The following is a 25,669-nucleotide window of genomic DNA, read 5'->3' on the forward strand; positions in this document are numbered from 1 at the left end:
TTATTCAGAGGTTCCTTTCTGTTTCAGCGAGTGAACCAGTCCGCTAAATCGTCTATTGCTTTGCGTCTTTGCTGCTCTATGATGAAGCGAGCCCCGTTTTCGCTGGGGGCAAAGGGATACAAAAGAGAACTCGTGGAGGACTACACATGAAACGACTCGTACTTGCCAGCGCCCTGCTGGGGGCATCCATGTCCGCATCCGCTGTTGCACCGGGCGGTCCGGGCTGTGGTTGGGGTAACCTGCTGTTCGAAGGCCAGAGCGGCCTGCCGATGCACCTGCTGGCAACTCTGGTGAATGGTAGCATCTCCGGGAACGCTACCTTTGGTATGACCACCGGCACCAACGGCTGTGACACCAGCGGCTCCCTGACCTACAGCGGCAAAAGCCTGCTGTCCATGAACGGTGTGCTGGAAGAAGTGGCCCACGACGTGGCCATGGGTGAAGGCGAAGCGCTGACCGCACTGTCCGTGGCGATGGGCGTGCCTGCTGAAGACCGCTCTCACTTCAGCAACGTGATGCACCAGAACTTTGCGGTGATCTTCCCGAGCGAAGACGTGACCGCCGAGCAAGTGCTGGCGAGCATCGAATCGGTCATGAAGTCCGACGAAAAACTGTCCAAGTACTCCGTATAAGGGCAATTCGTCAGAGTGCCCTGCCGTGTGCGGCAGGGCACTTTTATTATGGCTCTGCCGGGGCCATGTTGTGTGACACCGGATGTTTCCCTGCCTGCTGATGCGCCTGTTGCTCCCCGCCGTAGCCCTGTTTGCGGCATTGTTGATGACCCCTTCCGTACAGGCGGCGCCCTCCGTGGCCGAACTGGCCGAACAACCTCGCTGGCAAGCGCTGCTGCATGTGAACCGGGGCGCCACCTGGCGCGGGCGCGGACACAGTTACGTTGCCGACGACGCATTCTTTCTGGCCGACAACGGCCGGCAGAATCCGGTGGCGGAACTCAGCGCCAGCATTGCTGCGCTGGCGCCTGCGGGCAGTGAAGCGCGCTGCCGTTTTCCAGCACGCTATCATTTTCTGGCCGATGCGCTGGGCTGGCAGGAAGATGCGCCGCTGGCGCATTGCGAGGAATACCTGCAGTGGCGCACGGAAATTCCCATGGGGCGTGCGGTGCTGGTGTTTCCGGCCGCCTATCTGAACAGCCCGTCCTCCATGTTTGGTCACACGCTGTTGCGGCTGGACCGCGACGATACCGACAGCGTCTGGATGTCCTGGGCGGTGAACTTCGGCGCCATGGTGCAGCCGAGTGACAATTCCATCTTTTATATCTACCGCGGGCTGGCTGGCGGCTATCCCGGCTACTTTTCCATTGTTCCCTATGTCACGAAAATCCAGGACTACGCACACCTGGAAAATCGTGATATGTGGGAATACCCGCTGACGCTCGACACGGATGAAATGAACTGGCTGGTCGAGCACCTGTGGGAGCTGAAAGACACCCGTTTTGAATACTATTTCTTTGATGAAAACTGCTCGTTCCGGCTGCTGGAACTGATGGAAGTGGCGCGGCCGGGCACCGGCCTGCTGGATGAGTTCCGTTTTGCGGAAGTGCCGGTGAACACCGTGCGCAACATGCACGCTGCCGGGCTGGTGGAAAGCCGCGAGTACCGGCCCTCGAAAGCGGTGGAGCTGAACCACCTCGCGGACCAGTTGTCACCGGCAGCGCGCCGTCTGGCACGCCGCCTGGCTGATGATCCCTCGCTGGCGGAAGGCGAGGCGTATCAGTCCCATACACCCTCTGAGCGCCGGCTGATGTCGCAAACAGCGTATGAGTTCCTGCGCTTTCGTCATCGTACCGAAGCGCGCAGCCCGGAAGTGGCGCGCCGCAGCATGGCGTTGTTGCGGCAGATCAATGCGCAGCCGGTGGTCGTTGCGACCTTGCCCGAGCCGCCGACACCCCCGGAAGTGGGCCACGCGACAAAGATGTTTGCCTTCAGCGGCGGTCAGCGCGATGACACCGGCTTTGGTGAATTGCAGTACCGGTTCACCTATCACGACTGGTTCGACAACAACGCCGGCTTCCTCCGTGGCGCGCAGATCGAAGGGCTGAACATTCGCCTGCGCAGCACCGATTCCGAAGCGCTGAAACTGGAGCGGCTGGATGTGGTGAACATCCGCTCACTGGCACCGCGCAGTGCGTTTGTGAAGCCGGTGTCCTGGTACGTGCATGGCGGCATTGAACGTGTTGAGGCCGGCGGCCGCTACCGGCTGACCCGGTTCGTGGAAGGCGGCCCCGGCCTGAGCTGGCGCATCGGGGATGTTCACCCGTATGCCTACAGTGTGTTCCGTGCCGAGAACACGTCGGCCTGGGATAATCTGGTCGAGGGGGCTGCCGGTGCCAGTACCGGGGTCGTGTGGTATACCCGCCATGCGGAACTGGGCCTGGGTGTGCAGGGTTACTATCTCACCAATGATGCTTACCGCCACCGCACCAGCCTGACGGCGAACGTGCCGCTGGGCCGCAGCGATGCGCTGCGGCTGGATGTCGAGCGGCTGGGCTGGCGTGGCGACGGGGACACGGAGTGGCGATTGTCATGGCGACACTATTTCGACTGACAGTTCGACTGACAGTTCGACTGACCTGGCGCGCACTCGTGGTGCTGTCATTGAGTATCGCCCTCGTCGGTTGCAGCGGGTTCTTTTTCTATCCGATGAAGCCATGGGTACAGAACCCGGCGCGGCAGGGCCTGGCCTACGAAGACATCGTGCTGATCCACCCGGACGGGCTGCGGTTGCATGGCTGGTGGTTGCCCGCGCAGACGGAACAGGTGGCGGGGACGGTCTATTTCCTGCACGGCAACGCGCAGAATATTTCCACGCACCTGATGAATGTGGCCTGGCTGCCGGCGCAGGGATATCAGGTGTTCCTGATCGACTATCGCGGCTACGGGCTCTCGGAAGGCAAGGCGAAGCTGCCGGACACCCTGGATGACATCCAGCTCGGGCTCGACTGGTTACAGGCATCAGGGCGTGTGCAGGGGCCGCTGGTCGTCTTCGGGCAAAGCCTGGGCGCCAGCATGACGATTCCGGTGCTGGCGCGGGAGCAGAATGCGGGGCGTTTTGACTGTGCGATGTTTGAAGCCGGGTTTACCGGGTTCCGGCATATCACCCGCGACGTGATGCAGCGCAGCTGGTTGCTGTGGCCGTTCAGTTTCGTGGTGGCGCCGATGGTCACCACCCGCTGGGACCCGGTGGATCATATTGCGGCGCTTGCTCCGGCACCGGTGCTGATCCTGCACAGCCGCGAAGACAGCATCATTCCGTTTGCCGAGGGCGAGCGGCTGTATGCGGCGGCGGCGGAACCGAAAGAATTCCAGGGGTTGCTGGGCGCCCATATCGTCGCCTCGCAGGACCCGTCAGTGCGTCAGCGGCTGGTGCAGTTCATGACACAGCGTTGTGACGCTCAGTCCGCGTCAGCGGCGGACTGATCCGCAGGTTGGCGCGGCTTCACCCAGCGGGCGGCGACCAGCCCGATCTCGAACAGCATCCACATGGGCACCGCCAGCAGCGTCTGCGAGAGAATATCCGGCGGCGTCAGCAGCATGCCCACGACAAAACAGCCGACGACGATGTAGGGGCGCTTTTCCCTGAGGTTGTCCACCGTGGTGACGCCGGCGGCCACCAGTAACACGATAGCAATGGGCAGCTCGAATGCCGCGCCAAAGGCGATGAACAATGTCATCACAAAATCCAGATAGCGCCCGATATCGGTGGCGATGGCCACGCCTTCCGGCGCGATCTTGGTGAAGAAGCCGAAGATCAGCGGGAACACCACGAAATAGGCAAAGGCCGCGCCGAGGTAGAACAGCAGCACGCTGCTGACCAGCAGCGGCATCGCCAGGCGCTTTTCATGCTGGTACAGGCCCGGCGCAATAAAGGCCCACGCCTGGTGCAGGATGAACGGGATCGAGATCAGGATGCTCAGGTACAAGGTCAGCTTGAACGGCACCATGAACGGCGCGGTGACGTCGGTGGCGATCATCGACGCACCTTCCGGCAGCACCTGCATCAGCGGCTGCGCGACAAAGGCGTAGATCTCGCGGGAAAAATAAAACAGGCCGAGAAAGATCACCACGATCACGACGATGGCTTTCAGCAGCCGCGAGCGCAGTTCCAGCAGGTGGCTGATCAGGGTTTGCGGCTGATCCTCGCGCGTCATGGCTTGTCCTGCGGGCGGCGGTCGTCGGTGGCGGGGAGGGTCGGGGCGTCGGCCGGTTCGGCGGGCGGCTGTGGTGCACTGCCGGTTTCGGTCTTGCGCGCGTCGGTCAGGCTTTCATTGAGCGACTGATTCAGCTTGTCGGTTTCCTGGCGCAGGGCGTCGGCTTTCTGCCGGAACAGGTCCTGCATTTCCTTGTTCACCACTTCCCGGTCGAGCTCGTTTTTCAGGTGCGTGAACGCGGCACGGGCGCGGCCCATCCAGTGGCCGACGGTACGCGCCGCCTTCGGTAGCCTTTCCGGGCCCAGCACCACCAGGGCGATGATGAACACCAGGGTCAGCTCGGCAAAGCTGATATCGAACATCGATCAGACCTTGTCTTTGTCCTGCACCGGATTGCCATGCTCGTCCAGGGTGGTGCCGCTTTCTTCGCGCCGGGCGGTGGTGCCGTCGAGCTGTTTCTTCTGCTCGTCCTCACCTTCTTTCACCGCGCTCTTGAAGCCTTTCACCGCGCCGCCGAGGTCACTGCCGATATTGCGCAGTTTCTTGGTGCCGAACAGCAGCACGACGATGGCGAGAATGATCAGCAGTTGCCAGAGACTGATGCCGGATAACATGGGTCTACTCCTGAGTCAGAAAAGGGCGGTGCTTACCATGGGCAGTGCATGCCACAGGCAGTGCATACCACAGGTAATGTCTGCCGCCGGTCAGGTATTGCTCTGTGGCCGTGAGGCTTTTTCGTCCAGGCCGGACAGGCCGAAACGACGTTCCAGTTCCGCCAGCACCGGCTCCGGCCCGGTATTGAGCTTGGCCAGCATGACCAACGTATGAAACCAGAGGTCGGCGGTTTCGGAAATCAGCGACTGCGGGTCACCGCCGGCGTCGACATCCCGGGCGGCGAGGATGGTTTCGACGGCTTCCTCGCCGACTTTTTCCAGAATCTTGTTCAGGCCCTTGTGGTAGAGGCTGGCGACATAGGACGACTCCGGCGCCATGCCCTTGCGGGCTTCCAGCACGTCATGCAACCGGGTCAATATCTCGCTCATGTCGGTCCTCCACTCCTTTGCGGAGTCTAGCAGAATTAAATGACGGCAGTGTGTCTCAGCGACGCAGGGCCCAGAGCACCAGCAGCGCACCGCCAGCGGCGGCCACACCGGCCCAGAAGCCGCCCACGGCCAGCGCCACACCGAGCAGGCCCAGGCCGCCCAGGCCGCCGAGCAGTTTGCGCCGATGGCGGGTCTGGCCGTCGGCCAGGCGCGCTTCCAGTTGCCGTTGCTGGTAGGGCAGGTGGCGCAGGTTCTCCAGTGCGTCGCGCAGCAGGTCCGGCATCTCCGGCAACTGCGCCATCCATTCCGGGGCCCGTGCCTGCAACTTGCGCAGCGTGGCGCTGGGGCCGTAGGCCTCCATCATCCAGGCTTCCAGCAATGGCCGGCCGGTGCGCCAGATATCCAGTTGCGGGTAGATGCTGCGGCCCAGGCCCTCGATGTGCACCAGGGTCTTCAGCAGCAGGATGTACTGCACCGGCGCTTCGATATGAAAGCTGCGCGCAGTGTCGAACAGGCGCATCACCAGCGGCGCGAACTCGAGCTTGTCCAGCGGCTGCGACACCAGCGGTTCGACAATCTCGCGCACGGCGCGCTCGAAGCGTTGCGGATCAATCGGCGCGGTGCTCCAGCCGGCGCGGATCACGGCGTCCACCAGGCCGCTGTAGTCGGCACGCATCACCGCCAGCACCATGCGGCCGAGCACTTGCAGATCGTGCGGGCCGAGGCGGCCGGCGATGGCGCAGTCCACGGCCAGGTATTGCGGCGAGTGCGGATGCTCGGGGTTGACGAAAATGTTGCCGGGGTGCATGTCCGCGTGGAAGAAGTTGTAGCGGAACACCTGGGCAAAGAAAATTTCCACGCCGCGTTCGGCCAGCACTTTCGGGTCGATGCCGGCGGCGCGGATACGTTCGATGTCGTTCACCGGGATGCCGTTGATGCGGTCCATCACCAGCATTTTCGGTGTGGTGTACTGCATGTGGATCGGCGGGATGAACAGCAGCGGGCTGAACAGGAACTGGCGGCGCATCAGTTCGCTGTTGTGTGCCTCGGCGGACAGGTCCAGCTCGGCGCGGATGATCACCGCATAATCGTCCACCACCTGGCGCGGGCGGAAATAACGGGCGTCCGCCCACAGGCGTTCCAGCCAGGTGGCGCCGAAACGCATCACGGCCAGATCGCGGTCGACGATATGTCCCAGGCCGGGACGGCGGATCTTGACCACCACTTCGGTGCTGTCCTGAAGCGCGGCGCTGTGGACCTGGGCGATGGATGCCGAGGCCAGGGGGGTGTCGTCAAAGCGGCTGAAAACGCTGTCGATCGGCACGCCGAGTTCGGCTTCGATACGGGCGCGGGCTTCGCGCACCGGAAACGGTGCCACCTGATCCTGCAGGCGCGCCAGCGCGTCGGTCCATTCCGGTGGCAGCAGGTCGCGGCGCGTGGCCAGCAGCTGGCCGAACTTGATGAAGATCGGGCCGAGTTTTTCCAGCGCGGCGCGCAGCCGTTCGCCTTCGCTCAGGCCACGCGGGCCGAACCAGCTCGACGGCATCAGGTATTGCAGCACCAGCAGCGGCGCACGCGCCGGGTGCGATGGCATCAGGGAGATCAGCCGGTACGCGCAGAGGACATGCACCACATAGAGAATCCGGGCAAGCAGGCTCATGCACCGGCCTCGTCGCCACGGGCCTGTTGCAGGCGCTGGATGCGGACCTGTAACCGTTCGGTGGCCATCTCCAGTTCTTCCACGTCGCGACCGAATTCGCGCAGCGCGTGGCGTGACGGCAGCAGGCCGCTTTCTTCACCGAGGTAGCGGCTGCCCTGTTGCGCCAGCCGTTCCAGCCCCTGCCTTGCCCAGCTGAACAGTTGCCGTGCGCCGTGATCCAGTTGCTGGGCCATTTCGCTGCCGAGCACCGGCTCGAACAAAGCGCCCCAGTCGATATCCAGATCACGGGCGATGGCGCTGAGTTGTTGCAGCAGTTCGCGGTCGCCGCGAATGCTGACCGGGCCACCGATGACGCCCGGCGCACTGCGCCAGTCGAGCAGTTGTGCCGCCAGTTCCAGTGCGCCCCCACTGACGCTGACATCGGCTTCCGCGTCGCTGCTGTGATAGCACTCGACGCCGTCCTCGACGATCAGTACATATACCGCGCGGGCAGGAAAGCGCAGGTGCACGGACACCAGCCGGCCGCTGTGTTCGGCCAGCCGCTGCTGTGTCGCCGGGTCGGCGCGCAGTGCGGCGTTGACGGCGCGTTCGATGCTGGCCAGCAGCGCGGTTTCAAAAAGGCCCGGTGGGCGGGACTGATGTTCCAGTGTCATGGGTTACACCTTGAAGCCGCGATGCAGGGCAACGATGCCGCCGGTCATGTTGAAGTAGTCGCAGCGGGCAAAGCCGGCGTCTTCCATCATGCCTTTCAGTGTCGCCTGGTCCGGGTGCATGCGAATGGATTCGGCCAGGTACTGATAGCTCTCGGCATCGTTGGCCACCGCTTTGCCCAGCCGTGGCAACACGCTGAAGGAATAGAAATCATAGAGTTTCGACAGGGGCGCGTGCACCGGCTTGGAAAATTCCAGCACCAGCAGACGGCCGCCGGGTTTCAGCACGCGCAGCATGGAGCGCAGCGCCTTGTCCTTGTCGGTGACGTTGCGCAGGCCGAAGGCGATGGTAATGGTATTGAAGGTGTTGTCTTCAAATGGGAGTGCCTCGGCGTTGACCTGCGCCACCTGGGTGTTGTGCGCGCAGCCGGCATCGAACAGCCGGTCGCGGCCCACCGCCAGCATGGCGTCGTTGATGTCCGCCAGCACCACCTGGCCGCTGTCGCCGACAATCTTCGAAAACTTGATCGCCAGGTCGCCGGTGCCGCCGGCCAGGTCCAGCACCGTGTGGCCCGGACGCACGCCGGCCAGTTCGATGGTGAAGCGCTTCCAGGCGCGGTGAATGCCCATCGACATCAGGTCGTTCATCAGGTCGTACTTGGGCGCCACCGAACGGAACACCCCGGCTACGCGGCTGGCCTTGTCCTGCCAGGCCACTTGCTGATAGCCAAAGTGGGTGGTCTTGTCGTCCGCCATGCTCAGTGCTCCGTGGGTGATGCGGGATGGAAGGGCGCCTTGAAGGGGTCGCGGCTGCCGGCCAGCAGCCGCTGCATCACGACCCGTTCGCGCTGTGCCAGCCGGCCCAGCAGGTCATTGACGCTGTGCAGCGGGCGCATAGCGCCAAAACCGTGGTCGAGGAAATCATACAGACTGCCGAAGCCGGCCGCATGGGCCGGGCGGCGCACCATGCGGAAGGTGGCCTGGATCATCCGGCTTCTCACGTATTTGTCGATGTGCACGCCGATCTCGCTGATCAGCAGCAGTTGCCGGGCGCGGTCGTCGTCGCGGCCCTGGGTGCGGTAAGCAGCGGCATAGGCCACCTCGGTCAGTGGCTGGTCGAGCGCCGGGCCCATCTGTTCGGCCAGGTGCTCATCCAGCACCTGCGTCAGCACGGCGGTGTCGAGCACGCTGGCGGAGGTGGCCATGACGCGATCCGGCAGCAGTTTCAGCGCTTTTGGCAGGGCGCGGCGGATCTCGCTGGCGACCGGGGTCAGGTCGCGGCCGCCGTAGACGTCGGTGAACAGGAATTCCACCGCCGGGGCGTTGTCCGGCAATTCGAGGATGTCGCGGTGGGTGCGGTAGAGCCGTTCGCTCTGCCAGGCCTGCAGGGTATTCAGGCGCTGCCGGAACAGCCGGTCGTCACCATGCTGGCGCAGGGCAAAGAAGCGTTCCAGGGCATCTTGTAAGCGTTCGCCTGCTGTCATGGCCGCCACCGTCCGGGTGTGAGGCGCGATCATAGCAGGCGCAGCGGGGTGGGTGTAGGCGCGGCTGGCTAAGTGTGGCCGGCGAGGCGTGGCCGGCGAGGCGCGGCTGTCCGCCGTGCCTCGCCGGTTGCCCGGATCAGAGAATGTAGCGGCTCAGATCGTCGTCAGCGGCCAGTTCACCCAGATAGCGGTCCACGGCGGCAGCGTCGATCACCAGCGCCTTGTCGTGGTACTGGGTAGCCAGGTCGTCGGCGTCGTAGCTGATTTCCTCCAGCAGTTTTTCCAGCACCGTGTGCAGGCGCCGGGCACCGATATTCTCGACCCGTTCGTTGACCTGCCAGGCCACCTCGGCGATGCGGCGGATGCAGTCGGGGGTGAACTCGACTTTCAGGCCTTCGGTGGCCAGCAGTGCGCGGTACTGTTCTGTCAGCGAGGCGTTCGGTTCGGTCAGGATGCACTCGAAATCGGCCACGCTGAGGGCGTCCAGCTCGACGCGGATCGGCAGCCGGCCCTGCAATTCCGGGATCAGGTCCGACGGCTTGCTCAGGTGGAACGCGCCGGAGGCGATGAACAGGATGTGGTCGGTGTGCACCATGCCGTACTTGGTGCTGACGGTGCTGCCCTCGATCAGCGGCAGGAGGTCACGCTGCACGCCTTCGCGGCTGACATCGGTGCCGCCGGTATCGCCACGCTTGGCGACCTTGTCGATCTCGTCGATGAAGACGATGCCGTTGTTTTCCACCAGGTCCACGGCGCGGCTTTTCAGCTCGTCTTCGTTGACCAGCCTGGCGGCCTCCTCGTCACGGACCAGCCGGCGTGCGTCGGCGACCTTGATCTTGCGCGTCTTGCGCTTGCCGCCGCCCATGCGCGAGAACATCTGCTGGAGCTGGCTGGTCATTTCCTCCATGCCCGGTGGGGCCATGATCTCGACGCCCATGGGTTGCGAGGCCAACTCGATTTCGATTTCGCGGTCGTCCAGCTCACCTTCACGCAGTTTCTTGCGAAACAGTTGCCGGGTGCTGCTGTCGGTGGGCGCTTCGGCGCCCCGGGCCGGTGGCAGCAACGCATCCAGAATGCGTTCCTCGGCGGCGTCTTCGGCGCGGTGCTGCTGGCGCTGGATTTCCTTTTCGCGCAGCAGCTTGATGGCCATTTCCATCAGGTCGCGGATGATCGATTCCACATCACGGCCAACGTAGCCGACCTCGGTGAACTTGGTCGCTTCCACCTTGATGAAGGGCGCATCGGCCAGCCGTGCCAGCCGCCGCGCGATTTCGGTCTTGCCGACGCCGGTGGGGCCGATCATCAGGATGTTTTTCGGCGCCACTTCGTTGCGCAGTTCCGGCGCCAGCTGCATGCGCCGCCAGCGGGTCCGCAGGGCCAGTGCGACAGCACGCTTGGCGGCGTCCTGGCCAACGATGTGACGATTGAGTTCGGAGACGATTTCTCGGGGAGTCAGGGCAGGCATGAGGGTTACCAGGATAATTCTTCGAAGGTGTGATTGAGATTGGTATAGATGCAGATGTTGCCGGCGATGGTCAGGCTCTTGGCAACGATCTCGCGGGCGGGCAGCTCGGTGTTCTCCAGCAGCGCCGTGGCGGCGGACTGGGCAAACGGCCCGCCGGAACCAATCGCGATCAGATTGTTTTCAGGTTCGATCACATCACCGTTGCCGGTGATGATCAGGGAATTCTCTTTGTCGGCCACGGCCAGCAGGGCCTCCAGCCGGCGCAGGGCGCGGTCGGTACGCCAGTCCTTGGCCAGCTCGACGGCAGCACGGACCAGATGGCCCTGGTGCTTTTCCAGCTGTGCCTCGAAGCGCTCGAACAGGGTAAAGGCGTCGGCGGTGCCGCCGGCGAAACCGGCAATGACCTTGCCGTGATACAGGCGCCGCACCTTGCGGGCATTGCCTTTCATGATGGTGTTGCCCAGGCTCACCTGGCCATCACCGCCGATCACGACGCTGTTGCCGCGTCGCACGGAGACGATGGTGGTGCCGCGATACTGTTCCATGGGGGCTCCTTCGCCACGGGGTGGTGACAGGGGATATGGGGCAATGCCGAGGAATCTCAAGGCGGGAAGGCGTCAGGCGCGGTGCGCCTGACGCGAGCGGTGCATCAGCCGGGGTTTTTGACCTGGATCGGCAGGGTCTCGATGCCGGCGGTGGCCAGTTTGTCCTGCGCGCGGTGCAGCGCATTGACGTTGTTGAACGGGCCGATCATGACCCGGTGCCAGGTGTCGCCGGACTCCAGGCTGACCGGCTGCACGCGGGCCTCATAGCCTTGCAGGATCAGCTCGGCGCGGCGGCGGTCGGCGTCCTGGCTGCGGCGGAAGCTGCCGGCCTGGAGCAGGAAGTGCTCATTGTGGCGGCTGGGCACCTCGGCGTTCGGTGTGCTGGTACGGCCATTGTTGCGTGCCGGGGCGGGGGCGTCGTCCTCGCCTTTGGGGACGATCACTTCCATCTGCGGCAACACCGCGTAGAAATCGAAGCGCGGGCCTTTTTCTTCCGTCTTCGGCGCGGTGGCCGGTTCAGGCTGGCTGGCGCTGCGGGGGGCATTGCCTGCCTGATGTTCAAGCTGTGTCTGCCCCAGGTGGAACAGAAAGGCGATGAACAGGCCGCTGACCACGCCGGTGAACAGCCAGACCCAGCCCGGCACGGTGCGTTGTGAGGAAGTGGATTTGCTCGCGCCCCGGCGGGGGGCGGGTTTGCGTGCCATTTACATGCGCTCCAGCGTGGCGATACCCAGCAGGGCCAGGCCCTGTTTCAGTGTGCGTGCGGTCAGCCAGGCCAGGCGCAGGCGGCTGTCGCGCACTGCCGTTTGCTGTGCCGTCAGTATCGGGCAGTGCTCGTAGAAACTTGAGAAGGCGCCGGCCAGATTGTACAGGTAGGCACACAGCAGGTGTGGTACGCCTTTCTCGGCCACCTGTTGCAGGGTTTCACCGAATTGCAGCAGCAGCGTGGCGAGCGCGACTTCCTGTTCGGCGTCCAGCACAAGCGGTGCGCTCTGGTCCAGTGTGGCCGGATCAATACCGGCCTTGCGGAACACGCTGGCCACGCGGGTGTAGGCGTACAGCAGGTAGGGCGCGGTGTTGCCCTCGAAGCTGAGCATCTGGTCGAAGTTGAAAATATAGTCGCTGGTGCGGTGCTTGCTCAGGTCGGCGTATTTCACCGCACTGATGCCGACCACGCGGGCGATGTTGAACAGTTCGTCGGCGTCCAGCTCCGGGTTCTTGCCCTGCACCAGTGCCAGGGCGCGGTCTTCCGCTTCGGTGAGCAGGTCCACCAGTTTCACGGTGCCGCCGGTGCGGGTCTTGAACGGGCGGCCGTCCGGGCCGTTCATGGTGCCAAAGCCCATGTGTGCCAGCTCGGTGTCCGGTGTCACGAAACCGGCCAGCCGCGCCACCTGGAACACCTGCTGGAAATGCAGGGCCTGGCGCTGGTCAACAAAATAGAGAATGCGGTCGGCGCCGAGCTTCTGCGCGCGGTAGCGCAGGGCGGCCAGGTCGCTGGTGGCGTACAGATAGCCGCCGTCGGCCTTTTGTACGATCACGGGCAGCGGCTCGCCTTCCTTGTTCTTGAATTCATCCAGGAATACGCAGCGGGCGCCCTCGCTTTCTGTCAGCAGGCCGGCCTTGTCGAGCTCGGCAACCACATAGGGCAGGTCCGGGTTGTAGGCGCTTTCGCCGCGCACATCGTCCGGGCGCAGGCTCACGCCCAGGCGTTCGTAGACGTCAAAACAGTGCCGCAGCGACACCTGGTTGAAATCGTGCCAGAGCTTGAGGCAGTGAATGTCGCCGGATTGCAATTGCACCACCAGGGCGCGGGCGCGCTCGGCGAACTCCGGGCTTTCATCAAAGCGCTGCTTGGCGGCGCGATAGAAATTTTCCAGGTCGGACAGCTCGGCGGACAGCTCGGCCTGGTCCTGCTGTTCTTCCAGGTACGCCAGCAGCATGCCGAACTGGGTGCCCCAGTCGCCGACATGGTTCTGCCGCACGACGGTGTGGCCGAGAAATTCCAGCGTGCGCGCCACCGCGTCACCAATGATGGTGGAACGCAGGTGGCCGACGTGCATTTCTTTCGCCAGGTTCGGCGACGAATAGTCCACCACCACGGTCTGCGGTGTGGTGGCGCGCGGCACGGCCAGGTGTTCGTCGGCCAGTGCGGCACTCAGGCTGTCGGTGAGGAAGCTGCCCGCCTGAAAAAAATTGATAAATCCGGGGCCGGCGATCTCCACCTTGCTGATCGCCGCGTCCGCCGGCAGGGCATCGACGATGGCCGTGGCCACGTCACGCGGTTTCATGCCGGCCGGTTTGGCCAGCAGCAGGGCGATGTTGGTGGCGAAGTCACCGTGGCTCTTGTCCCGGGTGCGCTCCAGTTGCACGGGCGGGCAGGGCTGCGCCGGCAGGGTGCCCTGGGCGCGCAGGTGGGCGAGGGCTTCTTCGACACGCTGGATGATCTGCTCTTTCATACGTCGCTTACGGCTGCGAGTGCGGGGGTCGGGATTGTACGGGAAATGCCGGGCGGTTGCCTGCCCCCGACAGGGTTCAGAGCAGGTCGGTCGGGTCCACGTCCAGATGCCAGCGGCACTTGCGGGAGAGTGGGTGGGCGTACAGCGCATCCAGCAGGGCCGGCAGGTGCCGGTGCAGGATGCCCCGGGTCGGTGCCAGCAATAGCAACTGGCTGCGATAACGGCCCTGGCGGCGCTCCATCGGAGCCGGGATCGGGCCGAGCAATTGCAGGCCGCTGTCCAGCGGCAGGGTTTCACTGGCTTCCTGCAGCAAGGTCAGCGCCGGCTGCGGTTGCAGCGATTCGGCGCGCACCAGGGCCAGGAAGCCGAACGGCGGCAGGCCGGTCTGGCGCCGCTCGCTGAGCAGCTGTTCGGCGAAGCGGTGGTAGTTGCCCTGGCAAAGCAGTTGCAGCAGCGGGTTATCGGGCTGGCGGGTCTGGATCAGCAGGCGGCCGGTGCGGTCTTCGCGGCCGGTGCGGCCGGCCACCTGCAGGATCAGTTGGGCGGCCTGCTCCGGGCCGCGGAAATCGGCACTCATAAAGCCGGCGTCGGCATCCAGCATCACGGCCAGGTCCAGTTCGCTGAAATGGTGTCCCTTGGCGAGCATCTGCGTGCCAACCAATAGCGCCGCCCCGCCGCGCTGGATCTCTTCCAGGCTGGCATCCAGGCTGCCCTTGCGGCGGGTGGTGTCGCGGTCGATGCGGATCAGCCGGGTGTCGGGGAACTGCTTGCGCAGCAGGCTTTCGAGTTTCTCCGTGCCGGCGCCCATGTCGCGCAGGTGCTGGGAGCCGCATTGCGGACACCTTGCTGGCACCGGGCGGCGGTGGTCACAGTGGTGGCAGCGCAGTTCGCGGACGGCGCGATGCCAGGTCATGTGGGCGTCGCAGCGGTCGCATTCGGACTGCCAGTCGCAGTCCTGGCACAGCAGCATGGGGGCGTAGCCGCGCCGGTTGATGAACACCAGGGCCTGGCGGTTGGCCTTCAAGGTGGTACCGAGTGCATCCAGGCTGCGGGCGCTGAGCGGTGTGTCGGCGGGCAGGCCCCGGCAGTCTTCGAGCTGGATCACCGGCGGTTTGGCCTCGCCGGCGCGATGGGTCAGGCGCAGCGCGCGGTAGCGGCCGCTTTCTGCCTGTTGCAGGGTTTCCAGTGCGGGGGTCGCGGTGCCGAGCACCACCGGGATATCCAGCAGCTGCGCGCGCCACACGGCCAGGTCGCGGGCCGAGTAGCGGAAACCGTCCTGCTGCTTGAAGGAGTTGTCGTGCGCTTCGTCAACGATGATCAGGCCGGGGTGGCGCAGCGGTGTGAAGATCGCCGAGCGGGTGCCGAGCACGATGCGCGCCTGGCCGTCGCGGGCATCGCACCAGGCTTTGAGCCGTTCGCGATCCGACAGGCCGGAATGCAGCACCGTCACCGGCACGCTGAACCGGGTGCGGAAGCGGCGGATGGTCTGCGGTGTCAGGCCGATCTCCGGCACCAGCACCAGTACCTGCCGGCCGGCGGTCAGCTGATGCGCCATGGCCTGCAGATAGACCTCGGTCTTGCCGCTGCCGGTGACGCCATCGAGCAGGAACGGGGCGAAATGCTGGCTGGCATTGATGGCGCGAATGGCGGCGTCCTGCTCTGGCGTGGCAGCCAGGTGCGGTTCGGCCAGTGGGTTGGCGGTGCGGTCGGTCAGCTCGGCCGGTTGCTCCTGGACCAGTTCCGCCCAGCCTTTCTTTTCCAGCGCCCGCAGGGGCGGGCTGGTCAGACCCAGGCTGGTCAGCATCGGCCGGCTTAAACCGCGTGGGTGCTCGGCCAGGGTCACCAGCGCCTGTTGCTGGCGCGGCGCGCGGGCAAGCTGCGCCGGGTCGGCGAAGCGGCCGCGTGCGGTCAGGCGCCAGACCAGCTCGCCCTGGCGCTCGGCCGGGGCATTCTGGCGCAGCAGCACGGGCAGGGCAGTCTGCAGGACTTCACCGATGGGGTGCTGGTAATACTGGGCGGCACGCTGGCAGAGCTCGCGCAGGTCGCTGTCCAGCACCGGCTGGTCGTCGATGACCTGCCTCAGCGGGCGTAGTTTGCGTGGATCATGGTCGCTGTCACCGGGCGGGACGACCTCCCAGACCATGCCGGTCAGGCGCCGGTTGCCGAAGTCGATTTCGCAGCGGCAGCCGGGTTCGGGCAGGGGGCCCGCCACGGGCAGGTAGTCGAACAACTGGCGCAGCGGCACGGGAACCGCCACCCTGATCAGGTTGTGCTGCGCCAAGGGAGCCCTTCCTTAGATGATGGTGTTTTCGACTTGCGGAATGCGGCCAAGCTGGTAGTATTCGCGTTCCCTTTTGCCCGGCGCAAGCCAAATGTGTGGTGCCTGACTGTGTTTTTGTGACCAGGAGACATCCCGTCACGAAGGCCAGATGCGGGTAGCGACACTGTACGGAGTCGAGCCATGAAAGCAGAGATTCATCCTGATTACCAGAACGTGACCATTACCTGCTCCTGCGGGAATGTCATGCATACGCGTTCCACCCGTTGCGAAGATTTCCTCGTGGACGTGTGCTCCAAATGCCACCCGTTCTATACCGGCACCCAGAAGGTGGCTGACAGCGGTGGTCAGATCGACAAGTTCAAACAACGCTTTGGTGTGATCAGCTCCCGCAAGAAGAGCTGACCCGCCCGCTGACGACAATCCGTCCAGCAGCAGCTCAAAAAGCACCCCGGCGGGTGCTTTTTGTGTTTTGGGCAATAGAACAGTATGTATAGCTGTCCCGGCTGTTGACCGGGATGTTGGAAAGACCAGGGAGACCAGCATGTCGGATGATTTCAAGCAGGCGGCGCTTGATTACCACGCCAAGCCCCGACCGGGAAAAATCAGTGTCGAGATCACCAAGCCCACCGAAACGGGCGCGGATCTGACGCTGGCCTACAGCCCGGGCGTGGCCGAGCCGGTGCGTGAAATTGCCCGAGAGCCGGAGCTGGCCTACCGCTATACCTCCAAGGGCAACCTGGTGGCCGTGATCAGTGATGGCACCGCCATCCTGGGCCTGGGCGACCTGGGGGCGCTGGCGTCCAAGCCGGTGATGGAAGGCAAGGGTATTCTGTTCAAGCGCTTCGCCGGTATCGACGTGTTCGATATCGAAGTCGAGGCGGAGAGCCCGCAAGCCTTCATTGATACGGTCACCCGCATCCACGTCACCTTTGGCGGCATCAATCTGGAAGACATCAAGGCGCCGGAATGCTTCGAGATCGAACGCATTCTCAAGGAACAGTGTGATATCCCGGTATTCCATGACGACCAGCACGGCACCGCCATTGTCTGCTGCGCCGGCCTGCTCAATGCGCTGACCTTGCAGCAGAAGAAAATCGAAGACATCGTCGTCGTGTGCGTCGGTGCCGGCGCCGCCGGTGTCGCCTCGATCAAGCTGATGATCGAGCTGGGCGTGCGCAAGGACAACATCCTGATGCTGGATCGCAAGGGTGTGATCCACAGCCGTCGCGATGACCTGAACCAGTACAAGGCGGCGTTTGCGGTGGACACCGACAAGCGCACGCTGGCCGATGCGCTGAAGGACGCCGATGTGTTTATCGGTGTCTCCGGCCCGGACATGCTGACGCCGGACATGGTCAGCAGCATGGCGCCGAACCCGATCATCTTTGCCCTGGCCAACCCGGACCCGGAAATTCGCCCGGAACTGGCGCGCTCGGTGCGGCAGGACCTGATCATTGCCACCGGCCGCTCGGATTACCCGAACCAGGTCAACAACGTGCTGGGTTTCCCCTACATTTTCCGTGGTGCGCTGGATGTACGCGCCAGCGCCATCAACGAGACCATGAAGCTGGCAGCGGTGCATGCGATTGCGTCACTGGTCCGTGAGCCGGCACCGGAAGTGGTGTCGCGCGCCTACGGCGGCCAGACACTGACGTTTGGCCCGGAATACATCATTCCAAAGCCGAACGACCCGCGCCTGCTGGGCGTGGTATCGGCGGCAGTGGCCCGTGCTGCGGTGGACACCGGCGTCGCCCGCAAGGGCTACCCGGCCCACTATCCGCTGGAAACGGTGGACGATATCTTCCCCGGCGAGCTCTGATCGCCGGGCACAAAAAAAGCGGGTTTCAGAACCGCCTCAGACTGAGGACAAACCCCTGTTTTTATGAATCACCTCTTCGAGGCGATATAAAAGTGGGTGGTCGCATTCCAGGTTGCAGCCCTATGGCTATGCAAGTGGAGGCTATCACCAGAAAAACAGCGACTCTTTGCCCTGGGTGGATAATTTTTTAGTAGAAGAATGGCTGCCGAGGTTTGTCAGCAGCCTGAGCGGGTTTCAGAACCCGCTTTTTTTGTGCCCGCATGTTCTGCGGGACGGATCAGAACAGGTCTTCCGGCAGCACCTGCTCTTCCGGCCCGTCATAGCCTGGCACGCTCAGGCTGTCATCCATCTCCGGCACGTTCTCACTGCGGAAGTACTCGAAGATGGCCTTGTCGTCACCCGGGCGGGCGCGCAGGCCGTTGTCGGGATTGATGCGCGCGGAGACGATGCCCGGCGGTTGTGGCAGCAGGGCCTCCGGCACTTCCGGCAGTGCCTCGCGCATGAAATCGATCCAGATCGGCAACGCCACGCGGCCGCCGTATTCACCGTTGCCGAGTGTGGCCGGGTTGTCGAAGCCGACCCAGGTGATCGCCACCAGGCCGCCCGGTGTGTAGCCGGAGAACCAGGCGTCGATGTGGTCGTTGGTGGAGCCGGTCTTGCCGGCCAGGTCCGGGCGCTCCAGGGCGCGCGCCTGTCCGGCGGTGCCGCGGCGCACGACATCGCGCAGCATCGAGTCCATCAGCCAGATGGTGCGTGCGTCGACCGCGCGAGGGCGCCAGACCTGCTCCGGTGCCGGTGGAATCATCGGCGCCGACTCATCCTCCCCGGTGTCCGTGGTGATGGGGGAGGCGATCGCGTCCTCGTCTGACGGCGGAGCGCTGGCGAGCGATGCCGGACTGACATTCACGCCACAGTCTTCCGGTTCGCACAACACCACCTCGGGGGCCTGCCACAGCAGATTGCCCTCGTTGTCGCGGATGTCGCTGATGAACCAGGCCGGTGCGTAGAAACCACCGTTGGCAAACACACCATAGCTGCTGGCCATTTCCAGCGGCGTGACGGCGGCGCTGCCGAGTGCCACTGACAGGTCGCGGGCAAAGCGCTGGGTTGGCATGCCGAAATCGCCGAGGGTCTTCAGGGTGTTGCCGATGCCGACCTGCTGCAGCAGGCGGATCGAAACCAGGTTGAGCGACCGGTACAGGGCTTCGCGTACGCGGGTTGGGCCGTAGAAGCGGCTGCTGGCGCCGGTGGGGCGCCAGGCTTCCTCCAGGTTGTCGTCCTGGAACACGATCGGGGCATCATTGAAGATCGTGGCGGGGGTGATGCCGCGCTCAAGGCCGGCGGCGTAGACAAACGGCTTGAACACCGAGCCGGCCTGGCGCTGGGCCTGCAAGGCGCGGTTGTAGTTGGACAGCGAGAAGCTGTAGCCGCCTTGCAGGGCGCGGATGGCGCCGTTGGCCGGGTCGATGGCCACCAGCGCCGCCTGGGCCGCCGGGATCTGCGCCAGGCGCCAGACCGGCTCATCGTGCTCGCCACGGACCGGGCGCAGGCGCACGATGTCGCCGGGGCTGACCACCTCGGCGGGTTTGGTCGGCGCACTCCCGACCACGCTGGGGTTGATATAGGGTTTGGCCCATTGCATCTGTGCCCAGGGCAACTCGGCCAGCCGGCCGTTGAGCAGCACCAGGCGGACACGGTCAGTGTGTACGTCGGCCACCAGGGCCGGTTCCAGTTCGCCGATGCGCTGGTAGCCCCGCAGGGCTTTGGTCCATTCCACGATACTGGCCGGGATGCCGCGCAGATCGAGCCGCTGCGGGGCGCTGTCCTCGCTGTCGCTGGCGGGCTGGCTGGCTTCCGCTTCACTGGCGCTCTGCACGGCGGTGTCGGTGGGCAGGGGAGGCAGCTCGCTGATGTCCACGCGGGCTTCCGGGCCGCGCCAGCCATGCCGTTCGTCGTACACATGCAGGCCATGGCGCAGGCTGCTGACGGCGGCCTGCTGCATGGTGCTGTCGAGGGTGGTGGTGACGCGGATGCCGTCGGTATAGATGCGCGGGCCGAGCAGTGCCAGTGCTTCCTGGCGGGCCATTTCGGCGATATAGGAGCCTTCCACCGCCAGGCTGGCACTGTGCTGACGGGCGGTAATCGGCGCCGACACCGCCAGATCGTACTCTTCCTGGCTGATGCGGCCGCGTTCGAGCATGCGTTCCAGAATCCAGTTGCGCCGGGTCAGGGCGCGCTGCGGATTGCTGAGCGGGTTGTAGGCCGAGGGTGCCTTGGGCAGGCCGGCGATCATCGCCAGTTGCGCCAGGTTCAGGTCGTTCAGGGGCTTGCCGTAGTACACCTGGGCGGCGGCCTCGATGCCGTAGGCGCGGCGGCCGAGGAAGATCTTGTTGACGTACAGTTCGAAGATGTCTTCTTTGGTCAGGATGTTCTCGATCTGCAGGGCCAGGACTATCTCGTTGAATTTGCGCAGGAAAGTCTGGTCCTGACTGAGGAAGAAGTTGCGCGCCACCTGCATGGTGATGGTGGAGCCGCCGGAGCGTATCTCGCGGTAGCGCACCAGTTCGCTGGCGGCACGCGTCAGGCCCTTGAGGTCAACGCCGTTGTGACGGAAGAAGCGTTCGTCTTCGGCAGAGGTCAGGGCCTGGATGAAATCCTGCGGGATCTGCTCGAACTTGATCGGGGTGCGGCGCTGTTCACCGTATTCACCGATCAGGTCGCCTTCGCGGGAATAGATGCGCAGCGGGATCTGGAAGGTGATCTCACGCAGTTGCGACGCCGGAGGCAGGTGCGGGCCGAGGTAAAGAAAGCTGGCTGACAGGATCATGGCGACGCCGCTGGCGGCGACCAGGATGGCGGCCAGCAGAAGGCGAAACCAGGTTTTTGTTAACAGCATGGCAACTCGGGCAGGCTAAGATGGAAGTCTTAGGAGAAAGGTAGGACTCTTCTCCGTGAAGCGCGTCATTATACGCGGTAATGGTTGTTGTGATCTAACAACCTTTCTGTTATTACTTGTTCCTAAAGTGGTTAAGCATAAAACCATCGTAACTATATCTTTCTGCTGGGAAAAACCTCAATAATAACTTGTCGGGACAACGAACGTGCTGCCTTTCCTGAGTCAAAAGGCCCAGAGGGTCCTGGGGATCGACATCAGCACCACGGCGGTCAAGCTGCTGGAGCTGTCTAAGAGCGGGGATCGGTATCGGGTGGACAGTTACGGCGTCGAGCCGTTACCGCCCAATGCTGTGGTCGAGAAGACCGTCAATGACGAACCCAGTGTCGGCGAGACCATCGCGCGGCTGATTTCCCGTGCCCGTCCGGGCTCCAAGCTGGCGGCGGTGGCCGTGCCCGGCTCGGCGGTGATCACCAAGACCATCGAAATGGACGCCTCTCTCGACGAAGACGAGATGGAGAACCAGCTCAAGGTCGAGGCGGACCAGTACATCCCCTTCCCGCTGGACGAAGTGCGCATGGATTTCTGCGTCATGGGCCAGGTGGAAGGTAACGCCGACAAGGTCGAGGTGTTGCTGGTGGCTTCGCGCACCGAGAACGTGCAGCGCCGGGTCGACTGTATCGAAATCGGCGGCCTGAAGGCCGGCGGCGTGGACGTGGAGGCCTACGCGATGGAGCGGGCCTTTCAGCTGGTGCTGCCGCAACTGCCGCACGGCGACGAACTGGAAACCGTGGCCGTGTTCGACATCGGTGCCACCATGACGACCCTGAATGTGCTGCATCAGGGTCGTACTGTTTATACGCGTGAGCAGCTGTTCGGGGGCAAGCAGCTCACCGAGGAAATCCAGCGCCGCTACGGCATCTCGATGGAAGAGGCCGGCCTGGCGAAGAAGACCGGCGAGCTGCCGGACGACTACGAGAGCGAAGTGCTGCAGCCGTTCAAGGAAGCGATCGTGCAGCAGATCAACCGTTCGCTGCAGTTCTTCTATGGCTCCACCCAGTTCAACGAAGTGGATTACATCCTGCTGGCGGGGGGCTCGGCGTCCATTGCCGGCTTGCCGGAGCTGGTGCAGGAGAAAATCGGGGCAAGCTGCTCGGTGGCCAATCCGTTTACGGATATGGCCCTGGCGAGCAAGGTCAGCGCCGCCAGCATCGCCAATGATGCGCCGGCACTGATGATTGCCTGCGGCCTGGCGCTGAGGAGCTTCGAAGAATGAGAACAACAAGAATCAACCTGCTCCCCTGGCGGGAGGAGCGTCGCAAGAAGCGGCAGCAGGAATTTGTCGGGTTGCTGGTGCTGGCGGCCATTCTGGGCGGCCTGGTGTGGTTTGTCTGGCAGGGGGCGATCAAGGGCAACATCGACAGCCAGAGCATTCGTAACCGGCATGTCGAAAAGCAGATCACCGAACTGGACCAGCAGATCAAGGAGATCGATGAGCTGGAGCGGCGGCGCTCGGAGCTGATCGAGCGCATGAAGGTAATCCAGGATCTGCAGGGCAACCGTCCGACCATTGTGTATGTGTTTGACGAAATGGTGCGTACCCTGCCGGATGGCGTGTACTTCACCTCGGTCAAGCGCGTGGGTGACCTCTACACCATCACCGGCGTGGCGGAATCCAACAACCGTATTTCCCGCCTGATGCGCAACCTCGGTGATTCGGTCTGGTTTGGCGAGCCGACGCTGGTCAGCGTGACGGCCGTGGACAACAGCAGTCAGGCCAATCGCTTCACGCTGACAGTGACGCAGAGTGCGCCGAAAGCCGAGGAGGAAGAAAAACAATGAAAGCCTCCGAACTGAAGAACATCGACATCCAGGAGCTGTTTGAAAAACTGCAGAACCTGGACATGGAGAACATTGGCTCCTGGCCGACGCCGGTCAAGATCGGCGCTGCGGTCGTTGTGTTCCTGCTGGTGGTGGTGCTGGGGTATGTCTTCAGCATTACCTCGCTCAATGATCAGCTGGCGCGTGCGCAGACCGAGGAAACCACATTGATGTCGCAGCTGGAATCCAAGGCCCACCGCGCGCACAACCTGGGCCAGTACCGTGAGCAACTGGCGGAAATGGAAGAAACCTTTGGCAGCCTGCTGCAACAGTTGCCACGGGAAACCGAAGTGCCGGGCCTGCTGGAAGATATCACCCACACCGGGCTGGGCAGTGGCCTGGAGTTCGACAAGATCGAGCTGGACAAGGAGTCCCAGCAGGAGTTCTACGCCGAGTTGCCCATCCAGATCACCGTGCGTGGCGATTATCACGGCATGGGAGCGTTTGTCAGCGGTGTGGCGGCATTGCCCCGTATCGTGACGCTGCACGATTTCGAGCTGTCCTCGCCGGAGCGCCGTTCCCGGGGCGGCACCGCCGAAGCCGCGAACCTGCTGACCATGAACATCACGGCCAAAACCTACCGTTATGCCACCCGTCCGGCGCCCGAGCCGCCGGCACGGCGTAACACGCGGCGGCGCTGAGGAGGGGATGATGAAAAAAATACTCATGACCCTGCGCCCCGTGTTGTTGATTGCGCCGGCGCTGCTGGGCCTGGCCGGTTGCAGTGACTCGGCCAACCTGTCCGAGCTGGATGCCCGCATCGCCGAGATCAAGGCGCGGCCGCGTGGCCGCATCGAGCCGCCGCCGGAGTTCAAGCCGATCGCGACGTTCTCTTATGGGGCGCATCAGTTGCGTGCGCCGTTTACGCCGCCGGTGGAAGAAGTCCCGACGGATGTGCCCCAGGGCCGTAAAGTGGAACCGGATCTCACCCGCCCACGGGAATATCTGGAAGGCTATACCCTGGATGCGCTGCGCATGGTCGGCACCATCAACCGGCCGGGTGAGCCGCTGCAGGCACTGGTGCTGGACCCGACCGGGGCCGTCAATCGCGTCCGTGTGGGCAGTTATATGGGCCGGAATTTCGGGCGTGTCACGGAAGTGAATGAGACACGGGTCAGTCTGATGGAAATCGTACCGGACGGGCATGATGGCTGGGTCGAAAGACCGCGTGCCGTCACGCTGTCTGAATAAGCTGCTGGGGATACCGGTAATGAAAAGCATGCGCGAGACAATAACAATGCGGAAATGGGTCGGGGCTCTGCTGGTCGCTGTGGCGGGTACGCTGGCGGGTCAGGCGGCCCTGGCATCCACGCTGCAGTCGCTCAATTATGCGTCGCTGCCCGGCAACAAGCTGGAAGTGCGGCTGGGATTTGACCAGTCACCGCCAGATGTTCGCAGCTACAGTATCGAGAAGCCGGCCCGTATTGCCCTGGACCTGGTGGGGGCCACCAATGGTCTGGAGGGCCGCAACCACAATCTGGGCACGGGAAATGCCCGCAGCGTCACGGTGGTGGAAGCGAAAGACCGGACGCGGCTGATCGTCAACCTGGCGCAACTGACCGGTTATGACACGCGCGTGGAAGGCAATGAGCTGGTGCTCACGCTGGGTGTGGACAGCCAGACAGCGAATGTCTTCGAACCGGGCGTCGATGAGCAACAGGCCCCGGCAGGCCGTGGCAACCAGGTCAACCAGATTGATTTCCGCCGGGGTGAAACGGGCGAAGGCCGTATTGTCATCAACCTGTCCAACCCGTCGATTCCGGTGGACGTGCGCGAAGAGCGCGGCCGCATCCAGGTGCGCTTCGTGGGCGCGGCGATTCCTGAAGCGTTGCGCCGCCGTCTGGACGTGACCGATTTCGCCACTCCGGTGCGCTATGTGGATGCCAGCATGGACGGCGAGACCGGCGTGGTGTCCATCGAGCCGACCGGCAACTGGGAATACCTCGCGTATCAGGCCGACGGCGAATTCAGTATCAATGTGAAGCCGGTGACGGAAGCGGAAGAGTCGCGCCGTCGCCGCGATGCGTTCGAATACACGGGTGAGAAGCTGTCGCTGAATTTCCAGGACATTGAAGTGCGTTCGGTGCTGCAATTGATTGCTGATTTTACCAGCATGAACCTGGTCGCGTCGGACACGGTGTCCGGCCGCATTACCCTGCGCCTGCAGAACGTACCCTGGGACCAGGCGTTGGCCCTGATTCTTAAAACCAAAGGGCTGGATAAGCGCCAGGTCGGTAATGTGCTGCTGGTGGCGCCGGCGGACGAGATTGCTGCGCGTGAGCAACTGGAGCTGGAAAGTCAGGCACAGATTGAATCGCTGGCACCATTGCGTACGGAGTATGTGCGGGTCAATTACGCACGCGCCATGGATCTGCAGTCACTGATCAAGGGAGAGGGCTCCCTGTTGTCCAGCCGTGGCTCGGTGACGGTGGACGAGCGCACGAACACCCTGATCATCCAGGATACGGCACGCAAGCTGGAGGATATCCACGAAGTGATTAACAGACTGGATGTGGCAGTCCAGCAGGTGTTGATTGAAGCGCGCGTGGTCGTGGCGACTTCTGATTTGACCGACGAGTTGGGTATTCGCTGGGGCGGGCTGGCGTTCCAGGGAGACAAGCTGGCAGAAGACGGTCGTTCCATGGTGTTCAGCGGTGGCGCCACCAATATTCTTAACTTTGGTGTTGGTGTGCTGAATGGCGATGACATTGAGGTCGAGTCGCCGGACGACATGGTGGTGGATCTCGGCTCCTCAGACAGTCGTGCAACCCGTTTTTCACTTGGCTTTGTTGATATCAATTCGGGAATACTTGAGCTTGAGCTGTCTGCGCTGGCTGCAGAAGGGCAAGGTGAAGTGGTGGCCACGCCCAAGGTGCTGACAGCGGACCAGCAGCCCGCCCTGATTGCTGCCGGTACCCAGATCGGTTATCAGGAAGCCTCGTCCAGCGGTGCAACGGCGGTGTCCTTTGTGAACGCCGAACTTCGTCTGGAAGCGACACCACGCATCACACCCGATGGCCGCATCATCATGGACCTGAAGATCAACAATGACTCCGTGGGCAGCGTCATCGCCGGCATTCCCAGCATCAATACCAACCGTGTAGAGACCACGGTGCTGGTGAATGATGGCGAAACCGTGGTGCTTGGTGGTATTTTCCAGCAGGAGAAACGGGAAGGCGTGGAGAAGACCCCGTTCCTGGGTGATCTGCCGTGGATTGGCCGCCTGTTCAGACGCGAATTCAAGAGCGATGACAAGCAGGAACTGCTGATCTTCATTACCCCGCGCCTGCTGAAAGACACCTACGCGGGTAAATAACAGGACCT

The 25,669-nt window shown here is 63.5% G+C and carries 24 protein-coding genes; 10 read left to right on the plus strand and 14 right to left on the minus strand.

Annotated elements, in window-relative coordinates:
- Positions 1–146 precede the first annotated feature (146 nt).
- The 3 genes from S7S_RS01590 (at position 147) to S7S_RS01600 (ending at position 3,437) form a co-directional block, all read left to right on the plus strand.
- Positions 147–632, plus strand: coding sequence for a DUF3015 domain-containing protein (locus tag S7S_RS01590; RefSeq protein WP_041025847.1), 486 nt, complete (start codon positions 147–149; stop codon positions 630–632).
- Positions 633–777: 145 nt separating this feature from the next.
- A complete protein-coding gene (locus tag S7S_RS01595) occupies positions 778–2,565 on the plus strand; it encodes an Lnb N-terminal periplasmic domain-containing protein (RefSeq protein WP_238582921.1) in 1,788 nt (595 codons plus the stop codon).
- Positions 2,544–3,437: an alpha/beta hydrolase gene (locus tag S7S_RS01600; protein WP_082027599.1), complete on the plus strand. Its 894-nt coding sequence runs from the start codon at positions 2,544–2,546 to the stop codon at positions 3,435–3,437. Before S7S_RS01595 ends, S7S_RS01600 begins: the two co-directional genes overlap by 22 nt.
- Here S7S_RS01600 and tatC read toward each other — a convergent pair.
- The 13 genes from tatC to S7S_RS01665 form a co-directional block, all read right to left on the minus strand.
- Positions 3,413–4,168, minus strand: a complete 756-nt coding sequence (gene tatC, locus S7S_RS01605) for a twin-arginine translocase subunit TatC (RefSeq protein ID WP_041025849.1) — start codon at positions 4,166–4,168, stop codon at positions 3,413–3,415. The genes S7S_RS01600 and tatC overlap by 25 nt on opposite strands.
- Positions 4,165–4,530, minus strand: a complete 366-nt coding sequence (gene tatB, locus S7S_RS01610; protein ID WP_041025850.1) for a Sec-independent protein translocase protein TatB — start codon at positions 4,528–4,530, stop codon at positions 4,165–4,167. The genes tatC and tatB overlap by 4 nt, the downstream gene beginning before the upstream one ends.
- 3 nt (positions 4,531–4,533) lie before the next feature.
- Positions 4,534–4,782 (minus strand): Sec-independent protein translocase subunit TatA, encoded by a 249-nt coding sequence (gene tatA, locus S7S_RS01615; protein WP_041025851.1) that lies wholly within the window; start codon positions 4,780–4,782, stop codon positions 4,534–4,536.
- A 90-nt stretch (positions 4,783–4,872) separates the two neighbouring features.
- Positions 4,873–5,211, minus strand: coding sequence for a phosphoribosyl-ATP diphosphatase (locus tag S7S_RS01620; protein WP_041025852.1), 339 nt, complete (start codon positions 5,209–5,211; stop codon positions 4,873–4,875).
- Positions 5,212–5,266: 55 nt separating this feature from the next.
- Positions 5,267–6,871, minus strand: a complete 1,605-nt coding sequence (locus S7S_RS01625; RefSeq protein WP_041025853.1) for an AarF/UbiB family protein — start codon at positions 6,869–6,871, stop codon at positions 5,267–5,269.
- Positions 6,868–7,524, minus strand: coding sequence for a ubiquinone biosynthesis accessory factor UbiJ (locus S7S_RS01630; RefSeq protein ID WP_041025854.1), 657 nt, complete (start codon positions 7,522–7,524; stop codon positions 6,868–6,870). The genes S7S_RS01625 and S7S_RS01630 overlap by 4 nt, the downstream gene beginning before the upstream one ends.
- A 3-nt stretch (positions 7,525–7,527) precedes the next feature.
- Positions 7,528–8,277: a bifunctional demethylmenaquinone methyltransferase/2-methoxy-6-polyprenyl-1,4-benzoquinol methylase UbiE gene (gene ubiE / locus S7S_RS01635; RefSeq protein WP_041025855.1), complete on the minus strand. Its 750-nt coding sequence runs from the start codon at positions 8,275–8,277 to the stop codon at positions 7,528–7,530.
- A gap of 2 nt (positions 8,278–8,279) precedes the next feature.
- Positions 8,280–9,005, minus strand: coding sequence for a DUF8198 family protein (locus tag S7S_RS01640; RefSeq protein ID WP_052269179.1), 726 nt, complete (start codon positions 9,003–9,005; stop codon positions 8,280–8,282).
- A gap of 136 nt (positions 9,006–9,141) precedes the next feature.
- A complete protein-coding gene (hslU, locus tag S7S_RS01645) occupies positions 9,142–10,470 on the minus strand; it encodes an ATP-dependent protease ATPase subunit HslU (RefSeq protein ID WP_041025856.1) in 1,329 nt (442 codons plus the stop codon).
- Positions 10,471–10,475: 5 nt separating this feature from the next.
- Positions 10,476–11,015 carry an ATP-dependent protease subunit HslV gene (gene hslV / locus S7S_RS01650; protein WP_041025857.1) on the minus strand — a complete coding sequence of 180 codons (540 nt, stop codon included), beginning with the start codon at positions 11,013–11,015 and terminating at the stop codon, positions 10,476–10,478.
- A 104-nt stretch (positions 11,016–11,119) separates the two neighbouring features.
- Positions 11,120–11,719: an SPOR domain-containing protein gene (locus S7S_RS01655; protein ID WP_041025858.1), complete on the minus strand. Its 600-nt coding sequence runs from the start codon at positions 11,717–11,719 to the stop codon at positions 11,120–11,122.
- Entirely contained in the window at positions 11,720–13,471 is a 1,752-nt protein-coding gene (gene argS / locus S7S_RS01660; protein ID WP_041025859.1) for an arginine--tRNA ligase, read from the minus strand. It abuts the gene before it with no gap.
- A gap of 76 nt (positions 13,472–13,547) precedes the next feature.
- Entirely contained in the window at positions 13,548–15,752 is a 2,205-nt protein-coding gene (locus S7S_RS01665) for a primosomal protein N' (RefSeq protein WP_041025860.1), read from the minus strand.
- 180 nt (positions 15,753–15,932) lie between these two features.
- Between S7S_RS01665 and rpmE the strand changes: the two genes are divergently transcribed.
- Positions 15,933–16,154, plus strand: a complete 222-nt coding sequence (gene rpmE, locus S7S_RS01670; RefSeq protein WP_008736397.1) for a 50S ribosomal protein L31 — start codon at positions 15,933–15,935, stop codon at positions 16,152–16,154.
- A 139-nt stretch (positions 16,155–16,293) separates the two neighbouring features.
- Positions 16,294–17,571, plus strand: coding sequence for a malic enzyme-like NAD(P)-binding protein (locus S7S_RS01675; RefSeq protein WP_041025861.1), 1,278 nt, complete (start codon positions 16,294–16,296; stop codon positions 17,569–17,571).
- 277 nt (positions 17,572–17,848) lie between these two features.
- Here S7S_RS01675 and S7S_RS01680 read toward each other — a convergent pair whose 3' ends face one another.
- On the minus strand, positions 17,849–20,467 hold the full coding sequence (locus tag S7S_RS01680) for a penicillin-binding protein 1A (protein WP_052269180.1): 2,619 nt from the start codon (positions 20,465–20,467) through the stop codon (positions 17,849–17,851).
- Between the two features lie 205 nt (positions 20,468–20,672).
- Here S7S_RS01680 and S7S_RS01685 point away from each other — a divergent pair, with 205 nt between their 5' ends.
- Genes S7S_RS01685 through S7S_RS01705 form a run of 5 tightly spaced genes read left to right on the plus strand, consistent with a single transcriptional unit; the run spans position 20,673 to position 25,661 of the window.
- Entirely contained in the window at positions 20,673–21,740 is a 1,068-nt protein-coding gene (locus tag S7S_RS01685; RefSeq protein WP_041025862.1) for a pilus assembly protein PilM, read from the plus strand.
- Positions 21,737–22,306, plus strand: a complete 570-nt coding sequence (locus tag S7S_RS01690; RefSeq protein ID WP_041025863.1) for a PilN domain-containing protein — start codon at positions 21,737–21,739, stop codon at positions 22,304–22,306. The genes S7S_RS01685 and S7S_RS01690 overlap by 4 nt, the downstream gene beginning before the upstream one ends.
- A complete protein-coding gene (locus S7S_RS01695; protein ID WP_041025864.1) occupies positions 22,303–22,986 on the plus strand; it encodes a type IV pilus inner membrane component PilO in 684 nt (227 codons plus the stop codon). Before S7S_RS01690 ends, S7S_RS01695 begins: the two co-directional genes overlap by 4 nt.
- 25 nt (positions 22,987–23,011) lie before the next feature.
- A complete protein-coding gene (locus tag S7S_RS01700; RefSeq protein ID WP_238582922.1) occupies positions 23,012–23,536 on the plus strand; it encodes a pilus assembly protein PilP in 525 nt (174 codons plus the stop codon).
- Between the two features lie 46 nt (positions 23,537–23,582).
- Positions 23,583–25,661, plus strand: coding sequence for a type IV pilus secretin PilQ (locus tag S7S_RS01705; RefSeq protein ID WP_052269181.1), 2,079 nt, complete (start codon positions 23,583–23,585; stop codon positions 25,659–25,661).
- The last annotated feature ends 8 nt before the right edge of the window (positions 25,662–25,669 follow it).

It is taken from the genome of Isoalcanivorax pacificus W11-5 (assembly GCF_000299335.2).
Taxonomy (GTDB): domain Bacteria; phylum Pseudomonadota; class Gammaproteobacteria; order Pseudomonadales; family Alcanivoracaceae; genus Isoalcanivorax; species Isoalcanivorax pacificus.

What these genes read in the sequence shown, in the direction of transcription:
- tatB (WP_041025850.1), bottom strand. Translation starts at nt 4,530, where the DNA reads ATGTTCGATATCAGCTTTGCCGAGCTGACCCTGGTGTTCATCATCGCC.
- S7S_RS01700 (WP_238582922.1), top strand. Translation starts at nt 23,012, where the DNA reads ATGACCCTGCGCCCCGTGTTGTTGATTGCGCCGGCGCTGCTGGGCCTG.
- argS (WP_041025859.1), bottom strand. Translation starts at nt 13,471, where the DNA reads ATGAAAGAGCAGATCATCCAGCGTGTCGAAGAAGCCCTCGCCCACCTG.
- S7S_RS01675 (WP_041025861.1), top strand. Translation starts at nt 16,294, where the DNA reads ATGTCGGATGATTTCAAGCAGGCGGCGCTTGATTACCACGCCAAGCCC.
- S7S_RS01600 (WP_082027599.1), top strand. Translation starts at nt 2,544, where the DNA reads ATGGCGACACTATTTCGACTGACAGTTCGACTGACAGTTCGACTGACC.
- rpmE (WP_008736397.1), top strand. Translation starts at nt 15,933, where the DNA reads ATGAAAGCAGAGATTCATCCTGATTACCAGAACGTGACCATTACCTGC.
- S7S_RS01630 (WP_041025854.1), bottom strand. Translation starts at nt 7,524, where the DNA reads ATGACACTGGAACATCAGTCCCGCCCACCGGGCCTTTTTGAAACCGCG.
- S7S_RS01595 (WP_238582921.1), top strand. Translation starts at nt 778, where the DNA reads ATGACCCCTTCCGTACAGGCGGCGCCCTCCGTGGCCGAACTGGCCGAA.
- S7S_RS01680 (WP_052269180.1), bottom strand. Translation starts at nt 20,467, where the DNA reads ATGCTGTTAACAAAAACCTGGTTTCGCCTTCTGCTGGCCGCCATCCTG.
- hslU (WP_041025856.1), bottom strand. Translation starts at nt 10,470, where the DNA reads ATGCCTGCCCTGACTCCCCGAGAAATCGTCTCCGAACTCAATCGTCAC.
- S7S_RS01655 (WP_041025858.1), bottom strand. Translation starts at nt 11,719, where the DNA reads ATGGCACGCAAACCCGCCCCCCGCCGGGGCGCGAGCAAATCCACTTCC.
- ubiE (WP_041025855.1), bottom strand. Translation starts at nt 8,277, where the DNA reads ATGGCGGACGACAAGACCACCCACTTTGGCTATCAGCAAGTGGCCTGG.
- S7S_RS01705 (WP_052269181.1), top strand. Translation starts at nt 23,583, where the DNA reads ATGCGGAAATGGGTCGGGGCTCTGCTGGTCGCTGTGGCGGGTACGCTG.
- S7S_RS01695 (WP_041025864.1), top strand. Translation starts at nt 22,303, where the DNA reads ATGAAAGCCTCCGAACTGAAGAACATCGACATCCAGGAGCTGTTTGAA.
- S7S_RS01590 (WP_041025847.1), top strand. Translation starts at nt 147, where the DNA reads ATGAAACGACTCGTACTTGCCAGCGCCCTGCTGGGGGCATCCATGTCC.
- tatA (WP_041025851.1), bottom strand. Translation starts at nt 4,782, where the DNA reads ATGTTATCCGGCATCAGTCTCTGGCAACTGCTGATCATTCTCGCCATC.
- S7S_RS01690 (WP_041025863.1), top strand. Translation starts at nt 21,737, where the DNA reads ATGAGAACAACAAGAATCAACCTGCTCCCCTGGCGGGAGGAGCGTCGC.
- tatC (WP_041025849.1), bottom strand. Translation starts at nt 4,168, where the DNA reads ATGACGCGCGAGGATCAGCCGCAAACCCTGATCAGCCACCTGCTGGAA.
- S7S_RS01625 (WP_041025853.1), bottom strand. Translation starts at nt 6,871, where the DNA reads ATGAGCCTGCTTGCCCGGATTCTCTATGTGGTGCATGTCCTCTGCGCG.
- S7S_RS01620 (WP_041025852.1), bottom strand. Translation starts at nt 5,211, where the DNA reads ATGAGCGAGATATTGACCCGGTTGCATGACGTGCTGGAAGCCCGCAAG.
- S7S_RS01640 (WP_052269179.1), bottom strand. Translation starts at nt 9,005, where the DNA reads ATGACAGCAGGCGAACGCTTACAAGATGCCCTGGAACGCTTCTTTGCC.
- hslV (WP_041025857.1), bottom strand. Translation starts at nt 11,015, where the DNA reads ATGGAACAGTATCGCGGCACCACCATCGTCTCCGTGCGACGCGGCAAC.